We start from the raw sequence: 19,297 nt of genomic DNA, 5'->3' as shown, positions 1-19,297 counted from the left end.
CAGCTGCGGGTGCGTCAGGCGCGAGGGCGCCCGCCGCGGAGCCGGCGCGGGGTCACTCCCAGGAGAGCCCGCCGCCGGTCTGGTACTCGATGACGCGGGTCTCGAAGAAGTTCTTCTCCTTCTTCAGGTCCATCGACTCGCTCATCCACGGGAAGGGGTTGTCCACCTCCGCGAACACCGGCGCCAGGCCCAGCTGGCCGCAGCGGCGGTTGGTGATGAAGTGCATGTACTGTGCGCACAGCTCGGCGTTGAGGCCGAGGATGCCCCGCGGCATCGTCTCGCGGCCGTAGGCGATCTCCAGGTCGCAGGCCTCGCGCAGCATCGTGCGCACCTCCTCCTGGAACTGCGCGGACCACAGGTGCGGGTTCTCGACCTTGATCTGGTTGATGACGTCGATGCCGAAGTTCAGGTGGATCGACTCGTCGCGGAGGATGTACTGGTACTGCTCGGCGATGCCGACCATCTTGTTGCGCCGGCCGAGGGAGAGGATCTGCGCGAACCCGGTGTAGAACCACATGCCCTCGAAGACCACGTAGAAGGCGATGAGGTCGCGCAGGAAGTCCTGGTCGGCCTCGGGGGTGCCGGTGCGGAAGCCCGGGTCCTCGAGGTTCTTCGTGTACCGCAGCGCCCAGGAGTCCTTGTCGGAGATCGAGGGGATCTCCCGGTACATGTTGAACAGCTCGCCCTCGTCGAGGCCGAGGCTGGTGCAGATGTACTGGAAGGTGTGCGTGTGCACGGCCTCCTCGAACGCCTGGCGCAGCAGGTACTGGCGGCACTCGGGGTTGGTCAGCTGCCGGTAGACCGCGAGCACGATGTTGTTGGCGACGAGGGACTCCGCCGTGGCGAAGAAGCCGAGGTTGCGCTTGAGCATCAGGCGCTCGTCCTCGGTCAGCCCGCTCGGGGACTTCCACAGCGCGATGTCGGCCTGCATGGACACCTCGGTGGGCATCCAGTGGTTGTTGCAGGCGGCCAGGTACTTCTCCCACGCCCAGCCGTACTTCAGCGGCAGGAGCTGGTTGACGTCGGCGCGGGCGTTGATCATCGCCTTGTCGCTGACGTCGACGCGGGCGGCGCCGGTCTCGATGGCGCCCAGGCCCGTGGTGTCGACGGTCTCGGGGTCGGTGCGGCTCATCTCGCGCACGTCCACGGCGCTCTCCTCGGTGTGCTGGGTCGGGATGGTCACTGGCAGGCCTCGCAGTCCTCGCCGTTCTCGATGGAGCACGCGGCCGCCGCGGTGTCGGGCAGGACCACCACCGGGGAGGGGCTGGTCGTCACGGCCGCCGGCGGTGCGGTGGCGACCGCCTGGGCGGGCACGACGCTGGCCGGGGCGGCCGCGGGGGCAATGGCGGCCACCGCGGCCGGAGCAGCGGCCGGAGCAGCGGCCGGAGCACCGGTGGAGACGGCGTTGAGCTTGCCGTCGGTGCCGCGCAGCGTGGACTTCTCCACGTGCGTCGCGCTCTGCGAGCGCAGGTAGTAGGTGGTCTTCAGGCCGTTCTGCCACGCCGCGCGGTACAGCTCGTCGAGCATGCGCCCGTTCGGCCGCGAGACGTACAGGTTCAGCGACTGGGCCTGGTCGATCCACTTCTGGCGCCGCGCGGCGGCGAGCACCAGCCAGTGCGGGTCGACCTCGAACGCCGTGGCGTACAGGTCGCGCAGGTCGGCGGGCACCCGGTCGATCTGCCCGAGGGAGCCGTCGAAGTACTTCAGGTCCGAGACCATCACCTCGTCCCACAGCCCCCGCTCGGCCAGGTCGCGCACCAGGGCGGCGTTGACCACGGTGAAGTCGCCGGACATGTTCGACTTCACGAACAGGTTGCGGTACATCGGCTCGATCGACTGCGCGACCCCGACGATGTTGGAGATCGTCGCGGTGGGCGCGATCGCCATCACGTTGGAGTTGCGCATGCCCTGCCGCTGCACCTTCTCGCGCAGCGGCGCCCAGTCGAGGGTGGCGGAGGTGTCGAGGACGACGTCGCCGCCGCGGGCCTCGCGCAGGACCTCCAGGGAGTCGATCGGCAGGACGCCCCGGCTCCACAGGGAGCCCTCGAAGGAGGCGTACGCGCCGCGCTCGGCCGCCAGGTCGGCGCTCGCCTCGATCGCGGCGTAGCTGATCTGCTCCATCGAGGTGTCGGCGAACTCCACCGCGGCCTGCGAGGAGTACGGCAGGCGCAGGGTGAACAGCGCGTCCTGGAAGCCCATCAGGCCCAGGCCCACCGGGCGGTGGCGCTGGTTGGCGCGCTCGGCCTGCGGGATCGTGTACAGGTTCAGGTCGATGACGTTGTCGAGCATGCGCACCGCGGTGCGCACGGTGCGGCGCAGCCGCTCGACGTCCAGGCCCTGCTCGGTCACGTGCGCGGCGAGGTTGACCGAGCCGAGGTTGCACACGGCGACCTCCTCGGCGCTCGTGTTCAGCGTGATCTCGGTGCACAGGTTCGACGAGTGCACGACGCCGACGTGCTGCTGCGGGGAGCGCAGGTTGCACGGGTCCTTGAACGTGATCCACGGGTGCCCGGTCTCGAACAGGGCCGTGAGCATCTTGCGCCACAGGTCCACGGCGCCCAGCGTGCGGTGCACCCGCAGCTCCCCGCGCTGCGCGGCGGCCTCGTACTGGGCGTAGCGCTGCGCGAACGCCGGGCCGTACAGGTCGTGCAGGTCCGCGGTCTCGTCGGGGGAGAACAGGGTCCAGGTGCCGCCCTCGGCGACGCGCTGCATGAACAGGTCCGGCACCCAGTTGGCCGTGTTCATGTCGTGCGTGCGCCGGCGCTCGTCGCCGGTGTTCTTGCGCAGCTCGAGGAACTCCTCGACGTCGATGTGCCAGGTCTCCAGGTAGGCGCACACCGCGCCCTTGCGCTTGCCGCCCTGGTTGACCGCCACCGCCGTGTCGTTGGCGATCTTCAGGAACGGCACGATGCCCTGGGACTGGCCGTTGGTGCCGCGGATGTGCGCCCCGATGCCGCGCACCGGCGTCCAGTCGTTGCCCAGGCCGCCGGAGTACTTCGCCAGCAGCGCGTTGTCCTTGATGGACTGGAAGATGCCCGACAGGTCGTCCGAGACCGTGGTCAGGAAGCACGAGGACAGCTGCGGCCGGGTGGTGCCGGCGTTGAACAGCGTCGGGGTCGAGCACATGAAGTCGAAGCTGGAGATCAGGCGGTAGAACTCGATCGCCCGCTCTTCCTTCTCCGCCTCGCCCAGGGCCAGGCCCATGGCCACGCGCAGGAAGAACGCCTGCGGCAGCTCGTAGCGCTGGCCGCGCTCGTGCAGGAAGTAGCGGTCGTAGAGGGTCTGCAGGCCCAGGAAGGTGAAGTCCAGGTCGCGCTCGGCGGCGATCGCGGCGCCCAGGCGGTCGAGGTCGAACTCCGCCAGGCGCGGGTCGAGCATGCCGAGCCCGATGCCCTTGGCCACGTACCGCTCGAGGTACTCCGGGTAGATCGCGGCCATCTCGGCCTGGCTGGCCGTGCGGCGCTCGCCGAAGACGGCCGTGAGGGCCTCGGTGCGCAGCACGTCCAGCAGCAGGCGGGAGCTGACGTAGGTGTAGTCCGGGTCGGCCTCGACCTTGGTGCGGGCGGCCAGCACGAGCGCCTGGGCCAGCTCCAGCTCGCCGACGCCGTCGTAGAGGGTGCGCACGGCCTCGGAGACCACGGCGTCGGCGTCCACCGTCGGCAGGCCGGAGCACGCCTCGGCGACGACGGTGCGCAGCCGGTCGCGGTCGAGCGGGACCAGCTCGCCCTCGGTGGTCCTGACGCTGAGGGAGGGGACGGCGACCTGGGGCAGGCCGGCCTCGCGCTCGCGGCGCGCCTTGGCGTGCGCCTCGCGGTAGACGATGTAGGCGCGGGCGACGCGGAACTGCCCGGCCCGCATCAGGGCCAGCTCGACCTGGTCCTGCACCTCCTCGAGGAGGACCGGGCGCCCGGAGGAGCCGGCCTCGGCGAGGGAGTTGCGCACCAGGGTGGCCACGACGGAGTCGGTGACCTCCTGCACCTGCTCGTGCACGCGCGGGGAGCTCTCGGCGGCCTCGCCCTCGACCTCGAGGAACGCCTTCGTGATCGCGACGCGGATGCGCTCGGCGTCGAAGGGCGCCAGGGTGCCCCGGCGCGTGATCACCGCGGTGGGGGTGGACGGGCCGGTGGGCTCGTCGGGCGTGGGGCTCTCGACGCTCGGCGCGTCGTCGGCGACCTGGGTCACGGGGCTCTCCTCCGGAGGTGGACGTCGTGCGGGGGGCCGTTCGCGCAGCTGCGCAGGGAAGTCGCCCGGCTGTCCGCGACGCTACATCCTGTGGCTCGCATCCGCCACGACACTAGATGTAGTGCCTGGTCACGTCGTGTGTCGCCCTCGCCGTCCCCGCTCGCCACCGCTCGGGACGAGTGTGCGACGGGGGTCGGACGGTCCTGCGGGAGCCGGCGGGCTGCGGCAGAGTGTGCCCGGCGAGGACGGAGGCGCGGGCCGGAACCCCGCACGCAGAGCGGAGGTGGCCGTGACGGACGTCCTGTACGTCACGTCGATGGAGCCCGACGCCGGCAAGACCGTGGTGGCGCTCGGGGTGCTCGACCTGCTGGCGCGCTCGGTGCGCCGCCCGGTGGTCTTCCGCCCCGTGGTGCCCGACCGCGACGCCCCCGACCCGCTGGTGGAGCTGCTGCGCGAGCGCTACGGCCTGCCCGGCGAGCACGAGGACGCCGTCGGCCTGACGTGGGCCGAGGCGGCGGCGCTCGTCGAGGTCACCGACTCCGGGCCCGACCCCCGCCGGCTGGTGGCCGAGCTGGTGGAGCGGGCGGCGCGCCTGCGCGCCCGCGGCGACTTCCTGCTCGTGCTCGGCACGGACTTCACCGGGCCGTCGCCGGCCACGGAGCTCGACCTCAACGCCGTCCTGGCGGTCAACCTCGGCGCGCCCGTGCTCACGGTCGTCTCCGCCCGCGGCAAGGAGCCGGCCGTGGTCTCCGCGGCGGCGCGCGAGGCCCGCTCGGTGCTGGCCGCCCGCGGCTGCACCCGGGTGGCCACCGTCGTCAACCGGGCCGCGCCGGGCGCCGCGGAGGCGCTCGCCGAACGGCTGCGCGCCGAGGACGCGGACGCCCCCGTCTACGTGCTGCCCGAGATGGCCGTGCTGGCGGCCCTGACGGTCGACGAGGTCGTCACGGCCCTGTCCGGCACCGTCCTCGCAGGCTCCGGGCCCCGCCTGGAGCGGGAGGTCGCCGGCTACGTCGTCGGCTCCGGGCACCTGCAGACGGTGCTGCCTCTGCTCGACGACGGCGTCCTGCTCGTGACCTCGGGAGACCGCGTCGACCTCGCCGTGGGGGCCGCCGCGGCGGCCCTCGGCCCCGACCTGCCGACGCCGGCGGGCGTCGTGCTGACCCTGGGCACCCGCCCGGACGCCCTGGGCCTGCGGCTGCTGGAGCCCAGCGGGATCCCCGTGGTCTCCGTGCAGCAGAGCACCTACGCCGTGCTGCACCGCCTCGAGGGCCTGCACGGGGTGATCCGCCCCAGCAGCACCCGCAAGGTCGCCGCGGCGCTCGGCGCCTTCGCCGCGGGCGTCGACGCCGAGGAGCTGCACGAGCGGATCCGCCTCTCGCGCACCGACGCCGTCACGCCGGCCATGTTCAACGCCCGCCTGCTCGAGCGCGCCCGGGCCTCGCGGCGCACCGTCGTGCTGCCCGAGAGCGAGGACGAGCGGGTGCTGCGCGCCGCCGAGGAGCTGGTGCACCTCGACGTCGCCGACCTCGTCCTCCTCGGCGACCCGGAGGAGGTCGCCGCGCGCGCGGCGCGCCTCGGCCTCGACCTCGGGCCCACGCGCGTGGTCGACCCGGCGACGTCCCCGCTGCGCCCGGAGCTGGCCCGCGCCCTGGCGCAGCGGCGCGCCCACAAGGGCGTCACGCTGGAGGCGGCGCACGACCTGCTGGCCGACGAGACCTACTTCGGCACCCTCCTGGTCGCGACCGGGCACGCGGACGGCATGGTCTCCGGGGCCACCCACACGACCGCGGCCACGATCCGGCCCGCGCTGGAGGTCATCCGCACCCGGCCGGGCGTCTCCCGGGTCTCCGGCGCGTTCCTCATGTGTCTGCCGGAGCGGGTGCTCGTCTTCGCCGACTGCGCCGTCACCCTCGACCCCACGGCGGAGGAGCTGGCCGGCATCGCGCTCAGCACGGCGCAGACCGCGCAGGCCTTCGGGATCGAGCCGCGGGTGGCGATGGTCTCCTACTCCACCGGCACCTCCGGCGCGGGCGCGGACGTGGAGAAGGTGCGCGAGGCCACCCGGCTGGTCGCCGCCCGGCGCCCGGACCTGCCGCTGACGGGCCCGGTGCAGTACGACGCCGCCGTCGACCCCGTCGTGGCGGCGGCGAAGCTGCCTGGCGACCCCGTGGCCGGGCGCGCCACCGTGCTCGTCTTCCCCGACCTGAACACCGGCAACACCACGTACAAGGCGGTGCAGCGCTCCGCGGACGCCGTCGCCGTGGGCCCGGTGCTGCAGGGCCTGCGCCGCCCGGTCAACGACCTCTCGCGCGGGTGCACGGTCGCCGACGTGGTGAGCACGGTGGCGATCACGGCCGTGCAGGCCCAGCACGCCGACGACGACGCGCAGGCGGCGCAGGTTGCTGAGCCCGCGCAGCCCGCGGAGCCCGCGGGGCTCGCGGAGCCGGCCGCCGCAGGCGCGGAGGGCGCGGCGTGAGCCGGGTGCTGGTGGTCAACGCCGGCTCCTCCTCCCTCAAGCACCAGCTGCGCGAGGACGGCGCCGTGCTCGCCCGCGGCGTCGTCGAGCGGATCGGCTCCCCGCAGGTGCCCGACCACGCCGCCGCCCTCTCCGCGGCCCTGGCCGACCTGGAGGCCGGCCCGGGCCTGGCGGGCCTGGTGGGCGTGGGCCACCGCGTCGTGCACGGCGGCACCGCGTTCACGGCTCCCGCGCTCGTGGACGACGCGGTGGAGGCGGGCATCGAGGCGCTGTCGTCGCTGGCGCCCCTGCACAACCCGCCGCAGCTGGCCGGCGTGCGGGCGCTGCGCCGGCTGCTGCCGTCCGTCCCGCAGGTCGCCGTGTTCGACACCGCCTTCCACGCGACGATCCCGCCCGAGGCGGCCACCTACGCGATCCCGCCGGAGCTGGCGGCACGCCACGGCGTGCGCCGCTACGGGTTCCACGGCACCAGCCACCGCCACGTCACCCACCGCGCCGCCGCTGTCCTCGGCGTCCCCGTCGGGGCGGTGCGCCTGGTCACGTGCCACATCGGCAACGGCGCGTCCGTGACCGCGGTGCGCGACGGCCTCAGCGTCGACACCTCCATGGGCCTGACCCCGCTGGAGGGTCTGGTGATGGGCACGCGCAGCGGCGACCTCGACCCGGCCGTGGTCTTCCACCTCGTGCGCGAGGCGGGCATGGACGTCGCGGACGTCGACGACCTGCTCAACCACCGCAGCGGGCTGCGCGGGCTGGCGGGGGAGTCGGACGTGCGCGCGGTGCGCCGGCGCGCGGACGCCGGTGACGAGCGCGCCCGCCTGGCCCTCGACGTCTACGCCCACCGCCTCCTGAAGTACGTCGGCGCCTACCTGGCGGTCGTGCCCGGCGTGCAGGCGCTCGTCTTCACCGCCGGGGTGGGGGAGAACGACGCGCGGCTGCGCGAGGCCGTCTGCTCCCGCCTCGAGCATCTCGGCGTGCGCCTGGACCCCGCCGCCAACGCCGCCGCGACCGGGCCGCGCGAGCCGGTGGCCGTCGACGACGGCACCGGGCCCGTGCGGGTCCTCGTCGTGCCCACCGACGAGGAGGCCGAGATCGCCTCCCAGGTGCTCGACCTCGTCGGCGAGCGGCCCGGCACGGTGCCTGAGACGGGGCCGGGCACGGGGCCGGGCACGGGGGCGCCGTGAGGCTGGCCACCGCCAACGTCCTGCACGGCCGCTCTCCCGCGGACGGGCGCGTGGACCTGGACCGCTACGCCGCCGCGCTGGCGTCCCTGGACGCCGACGTCCTGGGCCTGCAGGAGGTCGACCGCGACCAGCCGCGCTCGCACCGCGCCGACCTGACCGCGCTCGCGGCGCGGGCCTGCGGGGCGGTGGCCCACCGGTTCGTCCCGGCGATCTCCGGCACCCGCGGGGCCGGCTGGCGCCGCGCCACGGGCGCGGAGCCGCCGGGCTCGACCGCGTACGGCATCGCTCTGCTCTCGCGGCACCCGGTGGCGGCGTGGGGCGAGGTGCGCCTGCCCCTGCTGCCGGTCAGCGCGCCCCGCTGGGAGCGCCGGGGCGGGCGGCGCCGGCTGCGGTGGGTGCGCGACGAGCCGCGCGTGGCGCTGCTCGCGCGCGTGCTGGCCCCCGAGGGGCCGCTCACGGTCGTGGTCACCCACCTGTCGCACGTGCCGGGCTGGAGCGCCTGGCAGCTGCGCCGCCTGGCCCGCCTCGTCGCCGCGCAGGAGGGCCCGCTGGTGCTCATGGGCGACCTCAACGCCGCGGGCGAGGGGCCGGCGCACGCCACGAGGCTGCGCCCGCTCGCGGTCGCGGACACCTTCCCGGCGCGCGCCCCGGACCGCCAGATCGACCACCTGCTGGGGCGGGGCGTGGCGGCCCGGGGGCCCGGTCGCGCCGTCCACCTGCCGATCTCCGACCACCGGGCCCTGGTCGCCGACGTCGCCGTCCTCGGCTGAGCGCGACCGCGTGGGCGGGCCCGGCCGGGGACGGCGACGGGACGGCGGACGGGTCGCGCCGGGCCTCAGCCGGCGCTGCGCTCCGGCTCGGGCGCCATCCCGCCGAGGGGGATGGACCACTCCAGGCCGTCGGCGCGCAGCAGGTCGTCCTCGAAGTCGACCTCCACCGCGGCGTAGCGGCTGATGTCCACGGGCAGGAAGCGCAGCCCGCGCTCGGCGATGGCCGTCTCCATCGCCCGCTCGAAGTAGTCGGTGTCGGCGCAGGCGCGCAGGTGCTCGACGAGCACGGGCTTGTCGGCGGCGGAGACGTAGTTGATGCCCACCGCCTCGCCCAGGCCGCCGACGACGGTCTTGGACAGCTGGCGGATGAATCCCTCGCCGTCCACCGTGTACTTGATCTCCTCGTCGGCCACGGTCTCGGTGTTCACGCACACGAAGCTCTGGTCGGCCAGCAGGGAGGGCAGCACGTGCTCGAGGATGCGGGGGTCGAAGACGACGTCACCGTTCATCCACAGCACCCCGCCGTCCTGGGTGGTGCCGAGGGCCCGCAGCAGGCTCTTGGACGTGTTGGTGGTGTCGTACTTCTCGTTGTAGGCGAACAGCAGCGTCGGCTCGGCCTCCATGATGATCGGCGCCTTGAAGCCGACGACCGCGGTGATCGGCACGCGCTCGCCGAGGACCGCGCGCAGGTTGCCCACCTGCTGCTGCAGGATCGTCCGCCCGTCGCGCAGGACGGTCAGCGGCTTGGGCAGCGCGCGGCCGAGGCGGGTGCCCAGGCCTGCGGCGAGGATGACGGTCTGGACGGTGCTCATGCGGCTCGGCCTCCTGTCGGCAGCGGTGCGTCGGCGTGCTGCGGTGTCGGGCGGATGGGGTCTGGACCGGCCGTGCCGGTCGGGGGCCAGGGCCCCGGTCAGCGCAGTGCTCGTCGTGGGTCGGCGACCGCCGTCCGGTCGACGGCCGCGGTCGAGGTGGTGAGGAACCGCTCCACCACCCGCTGTGATGAGTACCCGTCCTCGAGGTGGCAGAACCGCGCCCGGAAGGCCGCGTGCGCGCGCGCGTGGCGCGCGGCGAGAGCGGGCAGGTCCGCCAGGGCCGCCACGACCTCCTCGCTCGTGGCGAGCACGGGGCCCGGGGGGTCGCGCTCGAGGACGTCGAAGGAGAACCCGTGCACGGAGTCGCGGTAGTGCTCCAGGTCGTAGGCGAAGAACAGCACGGGCCTGCCGGTGATCGCGAAGTCGAACACCGTCGAGGAGTGGTCGGTGACGAGCGCGTCGGCGGCCAGGTGCAGCTCGCGGATGTCGGGGTGCGCGGAGACGTCGACCACGCCGGGGGCGCGCGCACGACGCCGAGCCGCTCGCAGACGTAGTGGTGCAGGCGCAGCAGGAGCACGTGGCCGGGACCGAGCCGCGCCGCGAAGGCCGCGAGGTCCAGCTGCAGGCGCACGTCGCGGCGCCCCTGCGCGTCCAGGACGTCGTCGCGCCAGGTGGGCGCGTACGGCACGGCGGTGGTGCCCTCGGCGATGCCGAGCCCGGCGCGCACGCGGGCCCGCACGGCGTCCCGGTCCGGGGCGCTGAGGGCGTCGTTGCGGGGACAGCCGGTCTGCGCGACCAGCCCGTCGTAGCGGAAGGCCCGGCGCAGCAGCGGGGTGCTCGCCGCGTTCGGGGAGAGCAGCACGTCCCAGCGGGCGACGTCGTCCGCCGCGGCGAGCACGGCCGGCGCGCCCGGCTCGTCGCCGGCGATCCGCTTCAGCGGCGTCCCGTGCCAGGTCTGCAGGTACAGGCAGCCGGGCGGCTTGCGCCAGTCGGTCGGCAGGTGCTGGTCGGAGACGACGACGTCGGTGCGCTCCAGCACCGCCGCGGCGGCCGGGCCGCGGGGCGGCGCGGTGCGCACGCCGGCGGGGAAGCCGTGCTGGTGGCGCGGAGAGGCCAGCCAGACGTGCTCGGCGCGGTCGCCGCGCGCGAGCAGCGCCTCGTGCAGGGCCCGGGGGCTGTCGCAGTACCGCCCGTCGAAGCTGTTGTAGACGATCCGCACCGCCGTCCCCCGTCCGTCCGCGGCCGGCTGCGCGCCGGCGTCCTGCCCGTGCCGGGCCCGTCGTCGTGGCGCTGACCCGCGCCGGGCCGGGTCGCGCGGGCCGGGGTGCGGACGGTCCGGGCGGCGCTCGCCGGCTCGCTCCAGGACCTCGCCGCGGCCGATAGTAGGGCCGAGGAGCCCGCGCGCGACGCCACGGCGCGTCGGGGAGCACTCCGCCGGACCCATCGACGACGCTGCGTGACAGCCTGTGGCGGCCGGTGGTGTCCGGTGGTGTCCGGTGGTGTCCGTGCGGGCTGGGGGAGCGGGGGAGCGGTGCGTCCTGAGGAGCGGGTGCTGCGCGTGGTGCTGCCAGCCGTGCTCGCCGGGCTGCTGGCGGGGTGCGGCGCCGGGCTGCTCGCCGCGCCCGGCCCGGCGCCGGCGTCCGCGCCGGCCGGCGCGCCGGGGTCGGCCCTCGAGGCGCTCGCGGCCGTGCCGGTCAAGGGCCGGGCGCCGCGCACGGGCTACGAGCGCGAGCGCTTCGGGCAGGCCTGGGCGGACGTGGACCGCAACGGGTGCGACACCCGCAACGACGTCCTCGCCCGCGACCTGACGGGGGAGGTCTTCGAGCCGGGCAGCGACTGCGTCGTGGTCTCCGGGGACCTGGCGGAGCCGTACACCCCGAAGGCCGTGCGCTTCCAGCGCGGCGAGGGCACCAGCGAGCTGGTGCAGGTCGACCACGTCGTCGCCCTCTCCGACGCCTGGCAGAAGGGCGCCCAGGGCTGGGACGACGCGCGCCGCACCGCCTTCGCCAACGACCCGCTGAACCTCCTCGCGGTCGACGGGGAGCTGAACCAGGCCAAGGGCGACGCCGACGCCGCCACCTGGCTGCCCCCGAACCGGGGCTACCGCTGCGCCTACGTCGCGCGGCAGGTGGCCGTCAAGAGCGCCCACGGGCTGTGGATGACGCAGGCCGAGCACGACGCCGTCGCCCGCGTGCTCGCCGCCTGCCCCGACGAGCCCCTGCCGGCCGGGGACGGCGCCCCGGCACCGCCTGCCACGCCGGGCGGCGCAGCTGGCGCGGGGGCCGCGGGGGACGGGCTCGACCCGCGCCACGGCAGCTGCTCGCAGGTGGTGGCCGCGGGACTGGGGCCCTACCGGCGCGGCGCCGACCCGGAGTACGACTGGTACCAGGACGGCGACGGCGACGGGACGGCCTGCGAGGGCTGAGCGCTCGCGCGCGGCCGGCTCACGGGCGCGGGTCGACGCGGGTCCACGACCGCTGGCCGGCGCGGCGCCGGCCCGTGGCCGCGGAGCAGCGCGGGCAGACCCGCTGCACCTGCCTGCCGTCCCCGCCGCCCCCGCCGTCCCCGGAGGCGACGGCGGAGAACGGTACGTGCGGGAAGCGCACCAGCTGCGAGCGGCTGAGCGCCAGGCCGCACAGCGTCTGGTTCGTCCCGGGCTCCCAGGCGTGCGCCTCGCCTCCCGGCTGGCGGACGCCGTCCTCGTCCCTCCACTGCCCGGACGCCGCCACGGACGCGGCCACGGACGTCCCGGCCCTGCGCTGTGCTGCCACGCCCGCGCGGTACCCGCCGGGCGCCCTGGCACACCGCCGCGTAGCCTCGCGCCCGTACGCGGGAGCCCGCACCAGCGGGCTGAGAGGGCGGCTGGGGCCGTCGACCGTTCGAACCTGTCCGGGTCGTGCCGGCGTAGGGAGGGACCAGTGCGCGCTGCGCGCTTCTCCGGAGCGGGTCGCCCGCTCCTCGTCGAGGACGTGGAGGACCCGAGCCCCGGACCGGGGCAGGTGGTCCTCGACGTCGCCGCGGCGGGGGTGTGCGGCACGGAGCTGCACTTCCTCGACGGGGTGCTGGTGCCGGCCCGCACGCCCATCACCCTGGGCCACGAGGTGGCCGGCACCGTCGCCCGGCTGGGGGAGGGCGTGCGGGGCGTCGGCCTCGGCGACCGGGTCGCCGTCCACTACCGGCACGCGTGCGGGCGGTGCCGCTGGTGCCGGGCGGGGGAGGACCACCTGTGCGACGCGCCCCTGGGTTTCCTGGCCTTCGCCACGGACGGCGGCTTCGCCGAGCAGGTGCTCGTGCCGGCGTCCGCGCTGGTGCCCGTGCCGGACGCGCTGGACCTGCCGACCGCCGCGACGCTGTGCTGCAGCGCGACCACGGCGCTGCACGCGGTGGACGTCGCGGGCGTGCAGGAGGGCCGGACCGCGGTCGTGCTGGGCACCGGGGGGGGGTGGGGCTGGCGCTCGTGCAGGTGCTGCGGCTGGCCGGCGCGCGCGTGGTGGCCGTCGCCCGCAGCGCCGCGCGCCTGCGCCTGGCCCGCGACCTGGGCGCCGACGTCCTCGTCGACGCGTCCGCGGACGACGTGGCCGCCCGGGTGCGCGAGGCCACCGGCGGCGCCGGCGCGGACGTCGTCTTCGAGCTCGTGGGCACCGCCGCGAGCGGGGCCGCGGCCCTGGGGTGCCTCGGCACGCGCGGCGCGCTGGTCTACCTCGGCTACAGCGGCGAGCGCGTCGCGCTGGACCCCCTGGCCCTGGTGGTGCCCGAGCAGCGGATCCTGACGTCGGTGGGCAACCGGCGGGCGGAGCTGGTGCGCGCGCTGGAGCTGGGAGCCACCGGACGGCTGCGGACGGCGATCACGCCCGCGCCGCTCGAGCAGGCCCCGCGCGTGCTGGAGGACCTGCGCGCCGGTCGCGTCGTCGGCCGCGCCGTGCTCGTGCCCTGAGACCGGGGCAGGCGTCAGCCGCGCCGCTGGTCCAGGTGGGCCTGCACCGCCTCGACCACGAGGGCGTGGTCCTGCGCCTGCGGCAGGCCCGAGACGGTGACGGCTCCGACGACGCCCACGCCGCGCACGCGCACCGGGAAGGCGCCCCCGTGGGTGGCGTACTGCGCCGGGTCGACCCCGGCGCGCGCGTCCAGGACCTCGCCGCGGGCGGCCAGGCGCCGGCCGACGAGGTAGGAGGAGGCGCCGAAGCGCTCCACCACCCGCACCTTGCGCTCGACCCACCGGTCGTTGTCCGGGGTGGTCCCGCGCAGCGCCGCGTGGAACAGCTGCTGGCCGCCGCGGCGCACGTCGACCACGACGGGCAGGTCCCGCTCGCGGGCGAGGTCGACGAGGCGGCAGCCGAGCGCCCACGCGTCGTCCTCGTCGAAGCGGTCGAACTGCAGCCGCTCCTCCTGGGCCGCCAGCTCGCTGACCAGGGCGTGCAGCGCGGGGTCGGGCGCGGGGTCGGGTGCGGGGTCGGGTGCGGGGTCGGCGGGAGCCACCGCTCCATCGTGCCCGCACCCGCCGCACGGGTTGACACGCGGGGGGACGTGGAGAACGCTCACCCGCAACCGGTCACCGACCGTGGCCGCTCGCCAACGGAGGCGATGCACGTGCGCGATGGTGCGAGTGCAGGGCGGGTCCCCGGCCCGAGCGCGGCCGGTGCCCGCAAGCGGAGGCGGCGCGGGAGCGCGGCGCGGGTGGTCGCGGCCGCGGCGGCCGTCACCGCCGCCGCGGGGCTGGCGGGGTGCGGGGGCGAGGCGGAAGCCGGCCCGCCGGTGCTGACCTGGTACATCAACAACGCCTACGACGCCACCATCGCCGAGCGGTGCTCGCAGGAGGCCGACGAGTACGACATCCAGACGGAGCTGCTGCCGGCCTCGCCCGCCGCCCAGCGCGAGCAGCTGCTGCGCCGCCTGGCGGCCAACGACACCTCCATCGACGTCATGAGCCTCGACCCGCCGTTCATGGCGGAGTTCGCCAACGCGGGCTTCCTGCGGCCCTTCACGCAGGAGGAGCAGGCCGAGTTCTCCGACGGCGTCCTGCAGGGCGCCCTCGAGCAGTCCCTGTACGAGGGCACCATGTACGGCGCTCCCTTCTTCGCCAACACCCAGCTCCTCTGGTACAAGAAGTCCGTCGCCGAGGCCGCCGGGCTCGACCTGGAGGACGAGCCGGTGACGTGGGAGCAGCTCGTCGCCGCGGCGGAGCAGACCCAGGCCACGGTGGCCGTCCAGGGCCGCCGCAACGAGAGCCTGATGGTGTGGGTCAACGCCCTGGTGGCGTCCGCCGGCGGCACCATCCTCGACCCCGACAGCGAGGGCCAGCAGCCCGAGGACGTCGAGGCCGTCATCGACAGCCCGCCCGGCTCGACCGCCGCGGAGATCATCAACCGCGTCGCCACCTCGTCCGCGGCCCCACCGGCCCTCAGCACCGCGGGGGAGGAGGAGTCCCGGGCCGCCTTCCAGGCCGAGGACGGGGGCTTCATGGTCAACTGGCCCTACGTGTGGGCCGCGTTCGCCGCCGCCGAGGAGGCCGGCACGCTGCCCGCGGACTTCCGCGAGGACGTCGGCTGGGCCCAGTACCCGCGCGTGGACCCGGACACCCCCAGCGCCAACCCGATCGGCGGTGTGGGCCTGAGCATCGGGGCGTTCACGCAGCACCCGGAGCTGGCCGTCGACGCCGTCCGGTGCGTGCGCTCGGTGGAGAGCCAGGTCGAGCACATGCTCAACGCGGGCGAGCCCGGCTCCGCGGCGGCCGTCTACGAGGACCCGCAGGTGCACGAGGCCTTCCCGATGTGGCAGGAGATCCGGGACGGCCTCGTCGAGGCCGCTCCGCGCCCCATCACGCCGTACTACGGCGACGTGACCGGCGCCGTCCAGCAGGGCTACCACCCGCCGGGCCAGCTCTCGCCCGAGACGACCCCCGACCGGACGGCCCGCCTCATCGAGGGCGTCCTGTCCAACGAGCAGCTCCTCTAGGAGGCCCTGTGAGCACTGCGGTCCCCGCCGCCTCGGCGGCCACGCGACAGGAGGTCGCCTCGGGAACGGGCACCAGCACTGGCGGGAAGCCGCAGCTGAGCGACCGCACCCGCCACGAGCGCCGCCTGGGGTGGATGCTCGCCGGCCCGGCGTTCGTCCTCATGGTCGCCGTGACCGGCTACCCCATCCTCAACGCCATCTGGCTCTCGCTGTTCGACTACCGCCTGACCAACCCCGACGCGAGGACGTTCGTGGGGCTGGGCAACTACGTCACCATCCTCACCGACGGCCTGTTCTGGCGGCAGTTCGGCGTCACCACGGCGATCACGGTGGTCACGGTCGCCGTCGAGTTCGTCCTCGGGTTCGCCCTCGCGATGGTCATGCACCGGGCGCTGTTCCTGCGCAGGTCGCTGCGCACGGCGATCCTCATCCCCTACGGCATCATCACCGTGGTCTCGGCGTACGCCTGGCAGTACGCCTTCACCCCCGCCTACGGGTTCGTCAACCCCCTCCTCGGCCTCGACGGGTTCAACTGGTTCGGCGACACCGTCCCGGCCCTCGCGGTGATCTGCCTCTCGGAGATCTGGAAGACCACGCCGTTCCTGTCGCTGCTGCTGCTGGCGGGCCTGGCCCAGATCCCCGAGGACTACCTGGAGGCGGCCAAGGTCGACGGGGCCACCGCGTGGCAGCGGTTCCGCAGGGTGATCATGCCGAACATGAAGGCGGCCATCATGGTGGCCCTGCTGTTCCGGACGCTGGACGCCTTCCGCATCTTCGACAACGTCTTCGTCATGACCCAGGGCGCGCAGGGGACGGAGACGCTGTCCTTCCTCGCCTACCGGCAGACCATCGCCCGGGTTCAGATCGGCCTCGGGTCCGCGGTCAGCGTCATCCTCGCCGTCACCGTGGTGCTGATCGCCGTGCTCTTCGTCAAGGTCTTCCGGACCAACCTGTCGCAGCAGAGGGGCGCCTAGATGAACACCAGCCGCAGGGGGCAGGTCCTCTGGGCCGTCGGGGCGGTGCTCATCATCGCCTACGCGATCCTCCCGGTCCTGTGGATCGTCTCGCTGTCCTTCAAGGCCGGTGATGACATCAACAACCAGCGCTTCTGGCCGACGGCCTGGAGCTTCGAGAACTACGGCATCGTCCTGTCCTCCGACATCTTCCTCACCGCGCTGCGCAACTCGGTGGGCATCGCCGCCATCGCGACGACCATCTCGGTGGTCCTCGCCACGCTCGCGGCGTACGCGGTCGCCCGCCTGGAGTTCCCCGGCAAGCGCCTGCTCCTGGGGACCGCCCTGGCGATCACCGTCTTCCCCGTCATCGCCATCGCCACCCCGCTGTTCGACCTGTGGCGCACCATCGGCCTCTACGACACGTGGCTCGGGCTGATCATCCCCTACCTGTCCTTCTCGATCCCGCTGTCGGTGTACGTGCTGTCCGCGTTCTTCCGGGAGATCCCCTGGGAGATGGAGCAGGCGGCGCAGGTCGACGGCGCGACGGCGTGGCAGGCGTTCCGCAAGGTGATCGTCCCGCTCGCGGCGCCGGGCGTCTTCACCGCGGCGATCCTGACGTTCTTCGCGATCTGGAACGACTTCCTGTTCGGCATCACGCTGACCTCCACCGAGGCGGCCCGACCCGTGCCCGCGGCGCTGGCCTTCTTCAGCGGGGCCAGCCAGTTCGCCCAGCCGACCGCCCCCATCGCCGCCGCGTCGGTCCTGGTCACCATCCCGGTGATCGTCCTCGTCCTCCTGTTCCAGCAGAAGATCGTGGCTGGACTGACCAACGGCGCCGTCAAGGGCTGACGCCGCCCTCCCGTCGTCCCCGGCTGACCAAGGAGCACCGCATGGCCTCCATCGAGATGCACAACATCGTCAAGGAGTACGGGGACGGCTTCAAGGCCGTCAACGACGTCAGCCTGGAGATCGCCGACGGCGAGTTCATGATCCTCGTCGGGCCCTCCGGGTGCGGGAAGTCCACGCTCCTGCGGATGATCGTGGGCCTGGAGGACATCACCGGCGGCGACATGCTGATCGGGGGCCAGCGGGTCAACGAGAAGGCCCCGCGCGAGCGGAACCTGTCCATGGTCTTCCAGAACTACGCGCTCTACCCGCACCTGACGGTGTTCGAGAACATCGCCTTCCCGCTGCGCCTGTCCAAGACCCCCGACGAGGAGGTGCGCCGCCGGGTGGTCGACGCGGCGAACGTGCTGGAGCTGCACGAGCACCTGGACCGCAAGCCGGCCAACCTCTCCGGCGGCCAGCGCCAGCGGGTGGCGATGGGGCGGGCGATCGTGCGCCAGGCGGAGGCGTTCCTCTTCGACGAGCCGCTGTCGAACCTCGACGCGAAGCTGCGCGGCCAGATGCGCAGCGAGATCTCGCGGCTGCAGCGGCGCCTCGGCGTCACCACCGTCTACGTCACGCACGACCAGACCGAGGCGATGACGCTCGGGGACCGCGTGTGCGTGCTGCGCAAGGGCGTGATCCAGCAGGTCGCCTCGCCGCGGGAGCTGTACGAGCAGCCGGTCAACCTGTTCGTGGCCGGGTTCATCGGCTCCCCACCCATGAACTTCCTGCCCGCGAACGTGCAGGGGTCGCGGCTGGTCACGCCGTTCGGGCCGGTCGAGCTGGACGGGCGCCGCGCCCAGGCCGTCGCCGGCCACGACCTGGTGCTCGTCGGCATCCGCCCGGAGCACTTCGAGGACGCCCGGTTCGTCGACGAGACCAAGCGGTCGGCGGGCTCGGTCTTCCGCGCCCGGGTCGACGTCACGGAGTGGCTGGGCGACTCCCAGTACGCCTACATCCCCTACGAGGCGCCCGAGGAGGTCACCGCCCGGCTGCGCGACCTGTCGCGGGAGCTCGACAGCGACCAGCTGCGCACCCAGGCGATCGTCTCCATCGACGCCGCCAGCCGGATCCGGGAGGGCCACGAGGCGGACTTCTGGCTCGACAGCCGCAAGGTGCACGTGTTCGACCCGTCGACGGGGATGAACCTGACCCGCGACGCCCAGGCCGGTGCCGAGCTGACGCGGATGGCGGAGGAGGACCGCTCCGAGCAGCTCGCCGAGGCGCAGGAGCAGCACTCCACCACCACCGGCCGGCGGGCCTCCGGCGCCGTGCCCGCCTCCGGCGCCGTGCCCGCCTCCTGAGCCGGCTGCTCCCACCGCTCCGGCCGAGCACCGCCGGCCCGGGCAGGGCAGGGCAGGACGTCCCGCCCTGCCCGCCGCGCCGCGGCTAGGGTCGCGCGGGTGCCCGAGACCGCGCTGCCCACGGGTGAGCCCCTCGTGGGCCGCCGCGTGCGCCTGGATCTGCTGACCGAGGCGGACCTGCCCGAGCTGGCGGCGCTGCTGCTCGACCCCGCCCTCTACGCCGCCGGCTACGTCGTGCACCGGCGCCCCTCCTCCCTCGAGGACGGCGTCGCCGTGGCCCGGGAGCGGTTCTGCGCCGGGCAGGGCCTGGCCGACGGGCGCGGCGGGGGCCGCACCGCCTACGCCGTCCGGCTCGCCGCCGACGGCCCGCTCGGCCCGCTCGGCGCTCTGGTCGGCACGTCCTCGCTGCTGGAGGCCGACCTGCACCACGAGAAGGTCCACCTCGGCTCCACGCTCTACGGCCGTCGCTGGTGGGGCACCGCCGTCAACCCCGAGGCGAAGCTGCTGCTGCTCGGGCACTGCTTCGAGGACTGCGGCTACGGGCGCGTGAAGATCCAGACCGACGCGCTGAACACCCGCTCCCAGGCGGCGATCGCCCGGCTCGGGGCGCAGCGGGAGGGCGTCGTGCGCCGCGACGTCAAGCGCGAGGACGGCACGTTCCGCGACTCGGTGGTCTACAGCGTCCTGGCGCAGGAGTGGCCGCGCGTGCGCGCCGGCCTGATCGCCCGCCTGGACGGGCTCAAGCCGGGCTGAGCGGAGGCCGATACCGCTCC

At 74.5% G+C, this 19,297-nt stretch carries 16 protein-coding genes, 2 pseudogenes and 1 riboswitch; of the genes and pseudogenes, 11 read left to right on the top strand and 7 right to left on the bottom strand.

Annotated elements, in window-relative coordinates; genetic code table 11:
* Positions 1–52: 52 nt before the first annotated feature.
* Complete coding sequence (locus tag BLS82_RS00200; protein WP_092862389.1) at positions 53–1,132, bottom strand: ribonucleotide-diphosphate reductase subunit beta; 1,080 nt, start codon at positions 1,130–1,132, stop codon at positions 53–55.
* A gap of 47 nt (positions 1,133–1,179) precedes the next feature.
* The gene (locus BLS82_RS00195) at positions 1,180–4,182 is read right to left on the bottom strand and encodes a ribonucleoside-diphosphate reductase subunit alpha (protein WP_092860592.1); all 3,003 of its coding nucleotides are present in this window, start codon (positions 4,180–4,182) and stop codon (positions 1,180–1,182) included.
* A 289-nt stretch (positions 4,183–4,471) separates the two neighbouring features.
* Here BLS82_RS00195 and pta point away from each other — a divergent pair, with 289 nt between their 5' ends.
* From pta to BLS82_RS00180, 3 genes are read left to right on the top strand one after another with little or no spacing between them, the layout of a single operon-like run.
* Complete coding sequence (pta, locus tag BLS82_RS00190) at positions 4,472–6,658, top strand: phosphate acetyltransferase (RefSeq protein ID WP_092860590.1); 2,187 nt, start codon at positions 4,472–4,474, stop codon at positions 6,656–6,658.
* Positions 6,655–7,842, top strand: coding sequence for an acetate/propionate family kinase (locus BLS82_RS00185; RefSeq protein ID WP_092860588.1), 1,188 nt, complete (start codon positions 6,655–6,657; stop codon positions 7,840–7,842). The genes pta and BLS82_RS00185 overlap by 4 nt, the downstream gene beginning before the upstream one ends.
* Complete coding sequence (locus BLS82_RS00180; RefSeq protein WP_092860586.1) at positions 7,839–8,612, top strand: endonuclease/exonuclease/phosphatase family protein; 774 nt, start codon at positions 7,839–7,841, stop codon at positions 8,610–8,612. The genes BLS82_RS00185 and BLS82_RS00180 overlap by 4 nt, the downstream gene beginning before the upstream one ends.
* 65 nt (positions 8,613–8,677) lie before the next feature.
* On the opposite strand, the gene BLS82_RS00175 is transcribed toward BLS82_RS00180, so the two are convergent.
* The 3 genes and pseudogenes from BLS82_RS00175 to BLS82_RS16160 form a co-directional block, all read right to left on the bottom strand.
* Complete coding sequence (locus BLS82_RS00175) at positions 8,678–9,424, bottom strand: phosphocholine cytidylyltransferase family protein (RefSeq protein ID WP_092860584.1); 747 nt, start codon at positions 9,422–9,424, stop codon at positions 8,678–8,680.
* A gap of 98 nt (positions 9,425–9,522) precedes the next feature.
* The gene (locus tag BLS82_RS16165; RefSeq protein ID WP_255378010.1) at positions 9,523–9,936 is read right to left on the bottom strand and encodes a CDP-glycerol glycerophosphotransferase family protein; all 414 of its coding nucleotides are present in this window, start codon (positions 9,934–9,936) and stop codon (positions 9,523–9,525) included.
* Positions 9,937–10,022: 86 nt separating this feature from the next.
* Positions 10,023–10,868: pseudogene (locus BLS82_RS16160) on the bottom strand (CDP-glycerol glycerophosphotransferase family protein); the annotation flags it as partial.
* 87 nt (positions 10,869–10,955) lie between these two features.
* On the opposite strand from BLS82_RS16160, the gene BLS82_RS00165 reads away from it, so the two are divergent.
* On the top strand, positions 10,956–11,849 hold the full coding sequence (locus tag BLS82_RS00165) for a GmrSD restriction endonuclease domain-containing protein (RefSeq protein ID WP_255378009.1): 894 nt from the start codon (positions 10,956–10,958) through the stop codon (positions 11,847–11,849).
* A 19-nt stretch (positions 11,850–11,868) separates the two neighbouring features.
* Here BLS82_RS00165 and BLS82_RS00160 read toward each other — a convergent pair whose 3' ends face one another.
* Complete coding sequence (locus BLS82_RS00160) at positions 11,869–12,195, bottom strand: hypothetical protein (RefSeq protein WP_255378008.1); 327 nt, start codon at positions 12,193–12,195, stop codon at positions 11,869–11,871.
* Positions 12,196–12,252: 57 nt separating this feature from the next.
* Positions 12,253–12,336: riboswitch (TPP riboswitch) on the top strand.
* Between the two features lie 6 nt (positions 12,337–12,342).
* Between BLS82_RS00160 and BLS82_RS16655 the strand changes: the two are divergent.
* Both BLS82_RS16655 and BLS82_RS16155 read left to right on the top strand, forming a co-directional pair.
* A pseudogene (locus tag BLS82_RS16655) lies at positions 12,343–12,681 on the top strand (alcohol dehydrogenase catalytic domain-containing protein); the annotation flags it as partial.
* Positions 12,682–12,866: 185 nt separating this feature from the next.
* On the top strand, positions 12,867–13,358 hold the full coding sequence (locus BLS82_RS16155; protein WP_176818850.1) for a zinc-binding dehydrogenase: 492 nt from the start codon (positions 12,867–12,869) through the stop codon (positions 13,356–13,358).
* A 14-nt stretch (positions 13,359–13,372) separates the two neighbouring features.
* Here BLS82_RS16155 and BLS82_RS00150 read toward each other — a convergent pair whose 3' ends face one another.
* Complete coding sequence (locus BLS82_RS00150; protein ID WP_255378007.1) at positions 13,373–13,900, bottom strand: heme-degrading domain-containing protein; 528 nt, start codon at positions 13,898–13,900, stop codon at positions 13,373–13,375.
* A gap of 198 nt (positions 13,901–14,098) precedes the next feature.
* Here BLS82_RS00150 and BLS82_RS00145 point away from each other — a divergent pair, with 198 nt between their 5' ends.
* The 5 genes from BLS82_RS00145 (at position 14,099) to BLS82_RS00125 (ending at position 19,277) form a co-directional block, all read left to right on the top strand.
* Positions 14,099–15,376, top strand: coding sequence for an extracellular solute-binding protein (locus BLS82_RS00145; protein WP_176818849.1), 1,278 nt, complete (start codon positions 14,099–14,101; stop codon positions 15,374–15,376).
* Positions 15,377–15,384: 8 nt separating this feature from the next.
* Positions 15,385–16,350: a carbohydrate ABC transporter permease gene (locus BLS82_RS00140; protein ID WP_255378006.1), complete on the top strand. Its 966-nt coding sequence runs from the start codon at positions 15,385–15,387 to the stop codon at positions 16,348–16,350.
* Positions 16,351–17,181, top strand: coding sequence for a carbohydrate ABC transporter permease (locus tag BLS82_RS00135; protein ID WP_092860576.1), 831 nt, complete (start codon positions 16,351–16,353; stop codon positions 17,179–17,181).
* A gap of 41 nt (positions 17,182–17,222) precedes the next feature.
* Complete coding sequence (locus BLS82_RS00130) at positions 17,223–18,524, top strand: ABC transporter ATP-binding protein (protein ID WP_092860574.1); 1,302 nt, start codon at positions 17,223–17,225, stop codon at positions 18,522–18,524.
* A gap of 99 nt (positions 18,525–18,623) precedes the next feature.
* Positions 18,624–19,277, top strand: coding sequence for a GNAT family N-acetyltransferase (locus tag BLS82_RS00125; RefSeq protein ID WP_218123388.1), 654 nt, complete (start codon positions 18,624–18,626; stop codon positions 19,275–19,277).
* The last annotated feature ends 20 nt before the right edge of the window (positions 19,278–19,297 follow it).

Origin of the sequence: Quadrisphaera sp. DSM 44207 (genome assembly GCF_900101335.1) — a bacterium.
Lineage (GTDB): Bacteria > Actinomycetota > Actinomycetes > Actinomycetales > Quadrisphaeraceae > DSM-44207.
Note: the sequence above shows the minus strand (reverse complement) of the source record. Positions and strands in the feature narration are given on the sequence as shown.

What these genes read in the sequence shown, in the direction of transcription:
- BLS82_RS00200 (WP_092862389.1), bottom strand. Translation starts at nt 1,132, where the DNA reads ATGAGCCGCACCGACCCCGAGACCGTCGACACCACGGGCCTGGGCGCC.
- BLS82_RS00175 (WP_092860584.1), bottom strand. Translation starts at nt 9,424, where the DNA reads ATGAGCACCGTCCAGACCGTCATCCTCGCCGCAGGCCTGGGCACCCGC.
- BLS82_RS00135 (WP_092860576.1), top strand. Translation starts at nt 16,351, where the DNA reads ATGAACACCAGCCGCAGGGGGCAGGTCCTCTGGGCCGTCGGGGCGGTG.
- BLS82_RS00130 (WP_092860574.1), top strand. Translation starts at nt 17,223, where the DNA reads ATGGCCTCCATCGAGATGCACAACATCGTCAAGGAGTACGGGGACGGC.